General features: G+C 66.5%; 13 protein-coding genes. 9 read left to right on the forward strand and 4 right to left on the reverse strand.

Features of this window, described 5'->3' with window-relative positions; all coding sequences use genetic code 11:
- Positions 1 to 68: 68 nt before the first annotated feature.
- The 7 genes from ACWEVR_RS12410 to ACWEVR_RS12440 all read left to right on the forward strand — a co-directional run bounded on the left by ACWEVR_RS12410 (position 69) and on the right by ACWEVR_RS12440 (position 5787).
- Positions 69 to 482, forward strand: a complete 414-nt coding sequence (locus ACWEVR_RS12410; RefSeq protein WP_452467004.1) for a hypothetical protein — start codon at positions 69 to 71, stop codon at positions 480 to 482.
- 96 nt (positions 483 to 578) lie between these two features.
- The gene (locus tag ACWEVR_RS12415; protein ID WP_452467005.1) at positions 579 to 1457 is read left to right on the forward strand and encodes a universal stress protein; all 879 of its coding nucleotides are present in this window, start codon (positions 579 to 581) and stop codon (positions 1455 to 1457) included.
- A 130-nt stretch (positions 1458 to 1587) separates the two neighbouring features.
- Positions 1588 to 1851, forward strand: a complete 264-nt coding sequence (locus ACWEVR_RS12420; protein WP_452467006.1) for a hypothetical protein — start codon at positions 1588 to 1590, stop codon at positions 1849 to 1851.
- Positions 1852 to 1868: 17 nt separating this feature from the next.
- Positions 1869 to 2318 carry a hypothetical protein gene (locus tag ACWEVR_RS12425; RefSeq protein WP_452467007.1) on the forward strand — a complete coding sequence of 150 codons (450 nt, stop codon included), beginning with the start codon at positions 1869 to 1871 and terminating at the stop codon, positions 2316 to 2318.
- A gap of 82 nt (positions 2319 to 2400) precedes the next feature.
- Entirely contained in the window at positions 2401 to 3255 is an 855-nt protein-coding gene (locus tag ACWEVR_RS12430; protein WP_452467008.1) for a universal stress protein, read from the forward strand.
- Between the two features lie 86 nt (positions 3256 to 3341).
- A complete protein-coding gene (locus tag ACWEVR_RS12435) occupies positions 3342 to 3974 on the forward strand; it encodes a response regulator (RefSeq protein ID WP_452467009.1) in 633 nt (210 codons plus the stop codon).
- A 58-nt stretch (positions 3975 to 4032) separates the two neighbouring features.
- The gene (locus ACWEVR_RS12440) at positions 4033 to 5787 is read left to right on the forward strand and encodes a GAF domain-containing sensor histidine kinase (protein ID WP_452467011.1); all 1755 of its coding nucleotides are present in this window, start codon (positions 4033 to 4035) and stop codon (positions 5785 to 5787) included.
- A gap of 101 nt (positions 5788 to 5888) precedes the next feature.
- Here the strand turns inward: ACWEVR_RS12440 and ACWEVR_RS12445 are convergent, their stop codons facing one another.
- The 3 genes from ACWEVR_RS12445 to ACWEVR_RS12455 form a co-directional block, all read right to left on the reverse strand.
- Positions 5889 to 6320, reverse strand: coding sequence for a pyridoxamine 5'-phosphate oxidase family protein (locus ACWEVR_RS12445; protein ID WP_452467032.1), 432 nt, complete (start codon positions 6318 to 6320; stop codon positions 5889 to 5891).
- A 234-nt stretch (positions 6321 to 6554) separates the two neighbouring features.
- Positions 6555 to 7322, reverse strand: a complete 768-nt coding sequence (locus tag ACWEVR_RS12450) for a hypothetical protein (RefSeq protein WP_452467012.1) — start codon at positions 7320 to 7322, stop codon at positions 6555 to 6557.
- Positions 7322 to 8125 (reverse strand): ribosome hibernation promotion factor, encoded by an 804-nt coding sequence (locus ACWEVR_RS12455; RefSeq protein WP_452467013.1) that lies wholly within the window; start codon positions 8123 to 8125, stop codon positions 7322 to 7324. Before ACWEVR_RS12455 ends, ACWEVR_RS12450 begins: the two co-directional genes overlap by 1 nt.
- 277 nt (positions 8126 to 8402) lie before the next feature.
- Here ACWEVR_RS12455 and ACWEVR_RS12460 point away from each other — a divergent pair, with 277 nt between their 5' ends.
- Together ACWEVR_RS12460 and ACWEVR_RS12465 are read left to right on the forward strand one after the other, a co-directional pair.
- On the forward strand, positions 8403 to 9311 hold the full coding sequence (locus ACWEVR_RS12460; protein WP_452467014.1) for a universal stress protein: 909 nt from the start codon (positions 8403 to 8405) through the stop codon (positions 9309 to 9311).
- 12 nt (positions 9312 to 9323) lie between these two features.
- Positions 9324 to 9848 (forward strand): pyridoxamine 5'-phosphate oxidase family protein, encoded by a 525-nt coding sequence (locus tag ACWEVR_RS12465; protein WP_452467015.1) that lies wholly within the window; start codon positions 9324 to 9326, stop codon positions 9846 to 9848.
- A 71-nt stretch (positions 9849 to 9919) separates the two neighbouring features.
- On the opposite strand, the gene ACWEVR_RS12470 is transcribed toward ACWEVR_RS12465, so the two are convergent.
- The coding region (locus tag ACWEVR_RS12470; protein ID WP_452467016.1) for a hypothetical protein at positions 9920 to 10150 on the reverse strand (231 nt) is incomplete at its 5' end.

Genomic DNA, 10150 nt, shown 5'->3' on the forward strand with positions numbered 1-10150 from the left:
TCGCCGGTCCCTTTCTCGCAGGACCTTCGGCTCTGCCGACACGACGGAAGCAGCGCGACGCTCGACACATGACCTCTCACTACCTCCCGCACACCGATGCCCGCCGCTCCGTGCTGTGCCTGCTTGCCGGCCTGGTGGCGACCTGGGCGTTCGCCGGTGCGCTCGGCCTGATCACCAGCGTGGTGACCCTCGATGAAGCCGAGAGCCACCTTCCCTGGCACAGCCCGATCCTGGCCGGGGTGACGCTCGCGCTGGTGGTCGGCTTGCCGATGACCGCGGTCGCACTCACCGCCGCACACGGGGACCCGCATTGCGCGGCGACGACAGCGACCGACGCGGCCGCGCTGATCGCCTGGACCCTGCTGCAGCTGGTCGTCCTGCGCGAGCTGACCTGGCTGCAACCGATATCCGTCCTTCTCGCTGTCGCGGTGGCATCACTCGGCATGTCGGACACGCAGTCCCGCAGCGGGTTGCCCCGATAGACGGATGCCGACCAACGGCCCCTCGGTGTGGGCCGTGCGACTCTGCCGGGCACCTCGGCGCGCGGAGCACAGTGAACGAAACAGAAAGGACCCATCATGTCCCCTCTCGAAAACCAGAATCAGCCTGTCGTGGTCGGCGTCGACGGTTCGCAGGAATCTCGCTTCGCACTGCGCTGGGCCACCGAGTTCGCCGCACACCACCGCGCGCCGCTGAACATCGTCTTCGCGATGGAGATCCCGGCCGACTACTACGGGCCGGGACTCGCCGGTCCGCTCTACGACCCGGTAGCACTGCACCGATACGGGAAAGAGGTCACCGACGAAGCCGCGGCCGAAGCATCGGCATCGGCATCGGCGATCGCCGAAATCCCGGTCTCCGCCACCGCCGTCGAAGGCTCCGCGGTCGCCGTGCTGCGCAGCCGGAGCGCCTCCGCGCGGCTGGTTGTGGTCGGCAGCCGAGGCCTCGGTGCGCTGCGCCGCACGCTGCTGGGCTCGGTCAGCACCTCCATCGCCCGGCACGCCGACTGTCCGGTCGCCGTGATTCCGGAAGCTCTCGTCCATGCCGATGGGCCCGTCGTTGTGGGTGTCGACGGCTCGGAGTGCAGCGTCGACGCCATCGGTATCGCCTTCGACGAAGCTGCCCGCCGCGGTGCCCGGCTGGTGGCGGTCAATGCCTGGTCGGAGTTCTACCGCTACGAGGCGCGCTCGACGATGCAGACCGAAGCCGAAGCACTGCTGTCGGAAAGTCTTGCCGGTTATGCGGAGAAGTACCCCGAGGTGCAGGTCGATCGTGTCGTCGTGGAGGACCGTCCGGCGCGGGCGGTCCTGCACACGTCCGAGGGAGCGCAACTGATCGTCGTCGGTAGCCACGGCCGTGGCGGATTCGCGGGCATGACCCTCGGTTCGGTGGCGCAAGCGGTGCTGCACGGCGCCGAGAGCCCCGTGATCGTCGCCCGCCCCCGCGCGCGCCACTGAGCCGCAGGGCACGGGTCAGGGATCTCACGTGGCGTCGATTCGAAGTACCCACGCCATCACCTACTTTGGTCCCGCGAGCAAGGGCAGTGAGGCCCTGACCCCGTGGCCTCCAGCTGGAGACACTCGATACATGTCATCGCATCGTGATCATTCGGCTACCGATCCAGCGGTCGCGCCGCTTGCCTATCCCGCCGTCGCGGTGGCGTGTGTGCTGCTGGCAGTCGCGGTTGCCGAACCACCTTGGCTACCGCTGTGGGCAGACGACTACGGCAGGGCACTGGTGTACACGGCCTTCTCGCTCTACTCCGTCCTCGCCGTGCTGCTGTTGCGCTGGGGATGGCGATCGCGACCGCCGATCGCCTGGGCATCACGCACCGCGACCGACCTGAACTAGGCACAAAGGAGTAATACATGTCGACATTCGAGCAGCGCCGAACCCGCCGGGCCCCGCGCGCGTCGTTGGCCGGTGTCGCCGGCTTCGTGGCCTTCTGGGCGTTCATCGGCGCCGTGGGTTTGATCGGCGGCGGCGCGGACCTCGGTGCGGAGATCACCCACCGGCTTCCGTCCGCGAGTCCAGCACTGGCCGGGGTGTTGCTGGCCGTGATCGTCGGCCTGCCGATGGCGTTCACCGCCGCGCTCGCGGTGCGGGACCTCGCGCACACGGCGCTCGCCGGTATCGGCGCGGGTCTGCTACTGCTCGGCTGGGTTACGGTGCAGCCGTTCGTCATCGGTCAGTTCAACTGGCTGCAACCGGTCTTCGGACTGCTCGGTGCCGCGGTGTGTGCGTTGAGCTACCGGCTACGCCGCCCCGTCACGGGCATCGGTTCAGCGAAGTTCCCGACCACCGCCTCACCGGCATGACGTGCTCAGCGAAGGCCCGCACACCATGAAGAACTACAGCAGCGTCGCCGCCTCGTCCGACCACATCTCTGGAGGCACAGCAGTGACCGTAAGCCCCATCGTTGTCGGCGTCGACGGCTCCGCACATGCCATGTCGGCGGTGCGGTGGGCAGCTGAGGAAGCCGCGCTGCACCACGCGCCGTTGCATTTGGTGCACGCGATCGGAATCGGATGGGACCTCGGCCCTCGTCTCGGCGTGGTGACCTTGCGTAATCGGGCATATCACGATGAGGGCGTCGCGGCACTGACCACCGCCGAGCACCTTTCCCGCCAGACGGCCGCACCGGACACCCTCGACGTCTCGGTCGACTTGGTATGGCCGGCCCCGATATCGGTGCTTGCCAAGAAGTCGCGCACCGCACGGCGGCTCGTGGTCGGCTCTCGGGGCATGGACGCCATCGACCGGGCCCTGCTCGGTTCTGTCAGCGGAGCACTGGTCAGGCGGTCGGTCTGTCCCATCGTTGTGATTCCCCCGAACGACCTGCCGCCGCGAGACAAGCCGATCGTGGTCGGCGTCGACGGATCGTCCGTCAGTGTGCGCGCCATCGACGTCGCGTTCGACGAGGCCGCCCTCCGAAACGTCGAGGTCGTCGCCGTGCTCGCATGGACCGCACCCGAGGACGGCACGGACGCCACCGAGATGGCCGAGCACGCACAGGCCGTCCTCGCACAGAGCCTGGCCGGGTACGCCGAAAAGTATCCACAGGTGCCGATACGACGGATAGTCTCCGAAGACGACCCGGCCCGGCGACTGCTCCAGGAATCCGAGAACGCCCAACTGGTCGTCGTCGGTAGCCGGGGCCGCCGAGGACTTGCCGGGTTCACCCTCGGCTCGGTGAGCAGAGCCGTCCTCGACCGCGCCACGGTGCCGGTCCTCGTCGCACGACCACACAGCTGACTGTCGCCGATTTCCCGCCGCAGCCCGTGTCCGGTCCCACCGGGTCGTAAGCTGGAACAGTCACCTGAACGGAAAGGTCCGAACTCATGGTCAAGGTCTTCTTGGTCGACGATCACGAAATCGTGCGAAAGGGCGTCGCCGACCTCATCGACCTCGAGCCCGACCTCGAGGTCATCGGTGAGGCAGGCAGCTGTTCACAGGCGCTGGCTCGCATTCCAGCCCTGCGACCGGATGTGGCGGTGCTGGACGTGATGCTGCCCGACGGTAACGGTATCGAACTCTGCCGCGAGCTGCTCTCGGCGAATCCAGAGCTGCGGTGTCTGATCCTCACCTCGTTCACCGACGAGCAAGCCATGCTCAACGCCATCTTGGCCGGCGCCAGCGGCTACGTGATCAAAGACATCAAGAGCCTGGAACTCATCCAGGCCATCCGCGACATCAGCGCCGGAAAATCGTTGCTGGACAACCGCGCGGCCGCAGCACTGATGGCAAAACTGCGCACCGAGGCCGAGGAGAAGACCGGTCCACTGGCCACCCTCACTGATCAGGAACGCACCCTCCTCGCGCTCCTCGGTGAGGGCCTGACCAACCGGCAGATCGCGGCTCGCATGTTCCTTGCCGAGAAAACCGTCAAGAACTATGTCTCCCGGCTACTCACCAAACTCGGCGTCGAACGCCGGACCCAAGCCGCGGTCATGGCCTCCAAACTCGAGCAATGAGCGTTGTCGTCAGCTGACAACGCGCTCGCGGCATCGCTGCGAGCACCGAGGTGAGACAATGGCCGACGTGGATGGGCAGAACCAGAACGCTTCCACCGGTGCCCAGCCACCGGTTACCGAGACCTTGTCCCAGCTCCGGCTGCGTGAGCTGCTGAGCCAGGTCCAAGATCGCATCGCGCAGATCGTCGACGTGCGCGACAACATGGATCGCCTCATCGAGGCGATGCTTGTGGTCACCTCGGGTCTGGACCTCGATGACACGCTGCGCTCGATCGTGCACACCGCCATCGAACTCGTCGGCGCTGGGTACGGCGCACTCGGTGTCCGCGAAACCGACAAGAACAGCAACCAGCTCTCCGAGTTCGTCTACGAGGGCATCGACGACCGCACCAGAGTCCTCATCGGCGATCTGCCCCGCGGCCACGGCGTGCTCGGCGTGCTCATCCACGAGCCCAAGCCCATCCGGCTGTCGACCCTGTCCGATCATCCGTCGTCGGTGGGTTTTCCACCCAATCATCCGCCGATGCGCACCTTCCTCGGTGTGCCGGTCAAAGTCCGCGACGAAGTGTTCGGCAATCTCTATCTCACCGAGAAGGCCGGCGGTCAGGAATTCACCGAGGACGACGAGGTCGTCGTGCAAGCGCTGGCCGCGGCCGCCGGGATCGCCATCGCCAACGCGCGGCTCTACGAGGAATCCCGGGTCCGCCAGCAATGGCTCGAAGCGACCAAGGACGTCGCGACCGCGCTGCTCGCCGGCGGAGAACCCGACGAAGTCCTCGACCTGGTCACCCAGCGTGCGCTCGCGCTCACCCAGTCGGCGTGCACCTTCGTTGCCCTGCCCGAAGACCCGGAGATTCCGCACGACGAAGTGACCGAACTGATCGTGATCGCCGCCGCGGGAATCGACGCCGACGACATCGTGGGGCAGCGACTCGACGTCGAGGACTCCCAATCCGGAGCCGCCTATCGCTCCGACGAGATCATCACGGCCGACAAACTGCCCTATAACCTGTTCTCCCACACCAGAACCCAGTTCGGGCCGGCCGTCGTGGTGCCGCTGCGCGTCGGCGACAACGTGATCGGTGTACTCACCACCATCCGACCGGCCGATGTGCAGCCGCTCGACGAGGGCACCCGAGCGATGCTCGTCGCGTTCGCCGACCAGGCCGCCCTGGTGCTCCAACTGTCCGACACCCAGCGTCGAATGCGTGAACTCGATGTCTTGTCCGATCGTGACCGTATCGCCCGGGGCCTGCACGACCACGTCATTCAACGTCTCTTCGCAGTCGGGTTGTCGCTACAGGGAACGGTTCAGCGCGCACGGACACCCGAGGTCAAGTCCCGGCTGATGGAAACGGTCGACGAAGTGCAATCCATCGTCCAGGACATCCGGCACTCGATCTTCGATCTGCAGAGCAACAACACCGCCGACTCGTCGAAGTACCGAAAGTACTTGCACGGCATCATCGTCGACACGACCGCCGATACGGGGCTGCGCACCACTGTCCGCCTGGCCGGACCGGTCACCGTGCTGGCTCCCCCGCTCTCCGACGACGTCGAAGCGGTCCTGCGCGAAGCGGTCAGCAATGTCGTCCGCCATGCCGATGCCAACTTGGTCACCGTCGAACTTCGCGTGGGTGACGAGGTGAGCATCGAGGTCACCGACGACGGCCGAGGAGTACCACCCGACATCACCCGCCGCAGCGGGCTGGCCAACCTCGCCGTCCGCGCGGAAAAAGCAGGCGGGTCGTTCCACATCGAGAACCGCCCCGAAGGCGGAACGACCCTGCGTTGGTCGGCGCCCCTGCCGTAACGGTAGCGGCGAGAACAGCTGCGTGGTCACGACAGGTGCGCATCGGCCACGGTGACGTCACACGGACTTCTGCGCCGGTCGGAGCAGGCGGGACGCCGAGATCATCCCGCTGCCGTATCGCGGATCTCGACCGGAGTCAGAGGATCCACAAGACGAATTCCGCTGACCATGTCCGGAGTGATGGTGATGACGCTGTCCATCAGACCGTCCACCCAGGGCCGCAGCTGCCGCTCGTAACGGGCCACCCGCGCGGGGTCGGTCACCGTCCGAGCGAACCCGGTCACCGATACCGACCAACCCACGCGTCGCACCGGATCGATATCATCGGCTCCGTAGGTGACGACCAGTGCTGTGGTGTGGCCCGCGAGCCCGGTCAGATACGACGTGAGACGCGTGCGGATCACGATCGATCCGTCCTCGTCGACCAGGTGATTCACCGGACGGATCGCGGGCAACGCGTCGCGGGTGTACACCACCCGGCCCATCGGCACGCTCGCCAGCAGCCGTATGGCCTCGGCTCTGCCGAGTTCCATCACCGCCCGCCGCGCGTCCACGTTGTCGCTGGGGTCGATCACGGTATCGCCCCCTTCGCGACGGCGAGCGGCAACCGCTCGATTACCCACATGAGTACGACCTCGCCTTCTTTGTTCTCGGCTCCGCCTATGTCATCAGGGCTACTTCACCGACTCCTAGGGCCGAAGGTCCACACGAGTAGGGACCGAATTCCTTCAGCCACTTCCGCGTGGGCACAAGCCGCCATTTCGTCGTCACATACTTCGGGCCGCTGCCGGGGCGGCGTCGGCCGCCGCGTCGACGGTCAGATGTTCGGTGAACCACACCGCAGCCAGATAGGCAGCGCGCCACGACAGGTACCCCGCGCGCCGAGGCAGGTTCGGCGCTGTCAACTCGGTGACCCGGCGTTCCCCGATCATCGCCCCGGCCGCTCGATAGTTGCGCTCACGCACGCGTTCGTCCAGCCCTCCCACCAGAAACAATGTCGGTGCCGTGATCAGCCCGAGACGGTCCCCCGCCAGGTCGGGCCTGCCGCCACGAACGACCACAGCCCCGACCAGGGCATCGGGTTCGGTGGCCGCCCACAGCGCCGCCGGTGCGTGCGGCCCGATGCCGAAGTAGCCCACCGGGAGACGTTGCAGCTCCGGGACCACCCGCAACCGGCGTCGAACTCGTGCCAGTCGATCACCGAGTAGCTCGACGTCGAACATCGTGGCCTGGTCCTCGGCAGCCGTCTGCAGGTCCATCGTCAGTGTCGCGAGGCGGTGTCCCGCCAACAGGTCTGCCACGAACCGGTTCCGCCGCCCGTGGCGGCCTTCGCCGCCGCCATGCGCGAGGACAACGAGACCGATCGGGCGCGCGGGCAGCTGGAGACAGCCTTCGAGCACAACGTCCTCGAAGGGCATCACGATCTCGCGCTCGCGCACAGATGCCGGTGCTCTCGCCGCGAGCACCGGTGCTCCGTGGCTGCCCTCGGTACGGTGGCGTGCACCGGTCTGTCGGCGCTCCTCGATGATCGGCATCACACGACCGCCGGCGTGATGAGGCCGTAGTGCCCGTCGTAGCGGTGATAAAGCACGCACCCTCTGCCCAGGTCGGGATCGTGGTAGAAGACGAACGGCCATCCGGTCACCTCCAGCCGCTCGGCAGCGGCTCGCGGGCCGAGCGACGGTGGGCGCGCGGCGCTGATCGCCACTAGCACAGCACCCTGAATCACCCGGTCGGGCTGTGGATCGAGCTGCGCGAGCCGATAGCCGGAGGGTCCCGAGCGATACAGCACGCTGTCGAGGCCGCTCCCCGACTCGGTGAACAGATGAAAGTCGTAATCCAGCAACGACATATCGAAAGCCGCCTCATCGCAGGTCTCCTGGGCCAACGCGAACGATTTGCGGCGCACGATCTCACGTTCCTCCATCGGCCGAGGAAAGTACGGTAGCCGCGTGCGGGGAGCAGCACCGTGATGCCATGTCACAGGCTTGCCGCCGCGGTGCCGACCGTGTTGGCCGTCTGATCGGCGAGCCGCACGCTCGAGGCGGGCACGCAACCGATCGACGAGGCCGTCGATGGCGGCACGGGTCGTCGCCGCCGTCACCTGCACGCGCACCGCAGTCCCGGCCATATTCACATTCGCCTGCGCCACGATCGGATCGGCGACCGCCGGGTCTCCGTGGCCCTCGAGCCGAATCCGTACCGACAGAATCGGTTCGGATGCGTGGCGCAATGCGCCGCCGATCTTCTCGCGAACGTACTCCGCCGCGGCGGCGGAGACGTGGCGCCCCACCGAGATTCGAACAATCGCGTCCGTAGGTTCCGTGCTCACCAGCATGGTGTCCTCCTTCGATCTCACCCGACCAGGCTCGCCGACGGCAACCCGGGTCAGGGAGGGCCGCAATACCGGTCCATTCCGCACAATGGCCATAGGTTCGAGGGACTTTCGGCCCTCGCTCGTGCCCAGTTGCGCGGTGGGACCTGCTGCCTGGGACCAATGCAGCACAGGACCGGGACTTTCAGCCGTATCGGGGGCCGGCCGCGCCGGACCACGCTGATAGCACACCTCCCGCCGAGCCAACGACCCGGCGGCCACCACACTCGGAGAGAAGTTCATGACCGAACACAACGACGACACACACCGCACAGCATCCGCCCCGGTCGTGGTCGGGATAGACCGATCGGGCGGCGCGGCCACCGCCGTAACGTGGGCCGCGAACACCGCGGCGGATCGTGGCCGACGACTGCACATCCTGCACAGCATCGACCCGATCCACACCAGCCCACCGCGTGGACCGTACGACTCCTTCGTCTTCGTCACCATGCAGGGCATCCGCCTCGAAGCCGAGCGGGCCCTCACCACCGCCGCCGAACAGGCATCACATGCGTGCCCCGGGCTTTCCGTGACCACCGAACTCACCACCGGCAGTCCGGCCGGTGTGTTGGTCGAGCGATCATCGAACGCCCACCTCGTGGTGCTCGGCGCCGCCACTCGCCCGCACACGATCCGGCACCTCGGAACGACCCTGCTCGCGGCGACCTCCCACGCACGCGGCGCTGTCGTGGTGGTGCGCGGCACCGACCCGAACCGCCGTACCGGCCCCGTCGTCGTCGGTGTGGACGGCAGTTCTGTGGGCGAGCCTGCGATCGGCGCCGCAGTCGCCGAAGCATCTCACCGCGGAACCGAACTCGTCGCCGTCCACGCCTGGAGCGATCTGTCCAAAGGCGAGTACGGCGGCACCGACTACCTCGACATGCCGATCGAAGGTTTCGAAGCGGCCGAGCAGGCCCTGCTGGCCGAGCGTCTGGCAGGTTGGTCCGAGAAATACCCCGACGTCGTGGTCCGCCGCGAAGTCGACGTGTCCGGGCCACGCGAACGGCTGGCCGAGTGGTCGAAGACGGCCCAGCTGCTCGTGGTCGGCAGCCGAGGTCGCGGCGGATTCCGCAGCTTGCTCCTGGGTTCCACCAGCAATTGGTTGGTTCAGCACGCCGACTGCCCGGTCATGGTCGTGCATCCGGACTGAATCCAGCACACTGTGAAGTGGTTCCTGGGTAAGACGACCATCGGCCGACGTTCACGACAGAAAGGCTGCGAAATGGAAAACGACAACCCGAAAGTCGAAGAACTCGCTGTCAACGAATGCTGGGCCTTGCTCCGCACCCAGGAAATAGGCCGCCTCGCCGTGTCGGTGGACGACGACCCGGATATCTTCCCTCTCAACTACGTGGTCGACCATGGAACCATCGTGTTCAGATCCGCGCCCGGTACGAAGATGTCCGCCGCCTTGTCGAATCCGCGCGTCGCGTTGGAGGTCGACGGCTACCTGCCCGAGCCCCACGAAGCCTGGAGCGTAGTAATCAAAGGGCGCGCCGAAGGGATTCGTGAAATCGGTGACCTGATGGACACCGTGGATCTCCCCGTGTTCCCGTGGCAGGGTGGCGCGAAAAACTTCTTCATCCGGCTCGTACCCACCTCGGTGACCGGTCGCAGATTCGCTGTTGCCGACTCCGCAGCTTGGCGTACTCCTCTTTCCGATACACGACGATCTCCGATGGAGTAAAGCGCTCGTCGGCACCACCACATCCGACCGATCTTCCCCGTGGCTACCAACCTCGTGTTCAAGCTCGGTTTTCAGTAGCGGCGCAGTGGAGTCGCACTGGGAACACCGTCGGCGGGGTGGACAGGTTCGCCGAGCGCGGCGGCGATCGTCTCCCGACGGTCGTCGTAGCGATGCGCGATACCGAGGCGTGTCAGCAGGGTATGGATGCGGTCCGCGTCCCACTGCACCTTCTGGTCGTCCAACCGGTGCAGGTAATACCGGAACACGTCGAAGTCTTCGACGATGATGTCGGTCTTCTCCGG

The organism is Nocardia sp. NPDC003979 (assembly GCF_053605015.1).

Bases quoted from the DNA above. Each gene is read 5' to 3' on its own strand.
- ACWEVR_RS12425 (WP_452467007.1), top strand. From the start codon at position 1,869: ATGTCGACATTCGAGCAGCGCCGAACCCGCCGGGCCCCGCGCGCGTCG.
- ACWEVR_RS12450 (WP_452467012.1), bottom strand. From the start codon at position 7,322: ATGCCGATCATCGAGGAGCGCCGACAGACCGGTGCACGCCACCGTACC.
- ACWEVR_RS12440 (WP_452467011.1), top strand. From the start codon at position 4,033: ATGGCCGACGTGGATGGGCAGAACCAGAACGCTTCCACCGGTGCCCAG.
- ACWEVR_RS12415 (WP_452467005.1), top strand. From the start codon at position 579: ATGTCCCCTCTCGAAAACCAGAATCAGCCTGTCGTGGTCGGCGTCGAC.
- ACWEVR_RS12420 (WP_452467006.1), top strand. From the start codon at position 1,588: ATGTCATCGCATCGTGATCATTCGGCTACCGATCCAGCGGTCGCGCCG.
- ACWEVR_RS12455 (WP_452467013.1), bottom strand. From the start codon at position 8,125: ATGCTGGTGAGCACGGAACCTACGGACGCGATTGTTCGAATCTCGGTG.
- ACWEVR_RS12445 (WP_452467032.1), bottom strand. From the start codon at position 6,320: ATGGAACTCGGCAGAGCCGAGGCCATACGGCTGCTGGCGAGCGTGCCG.
- ACWEVR_RS12410 (WP_452467004.1), top strand. From the start codon at position 69: ATGACCTCTCACTACCTCCCGCACACCGATGCCCGCCGCTCCGTGCTG.
- ACWEVR_RS12460 (WP_452467014.1), top strand. From the start codon at position 8,403: ATGACCGAACACAACGACGACACACACCGCACAGCATCCGCCCCGGTC.
- ACWEVR_RS12435 (WP_452467009.1), top strand. From the start codon at position 3,342: ATGGTCAAGGTCTTCTTGGTCGACGATCACGAAATCGTGCGAAAGGGC.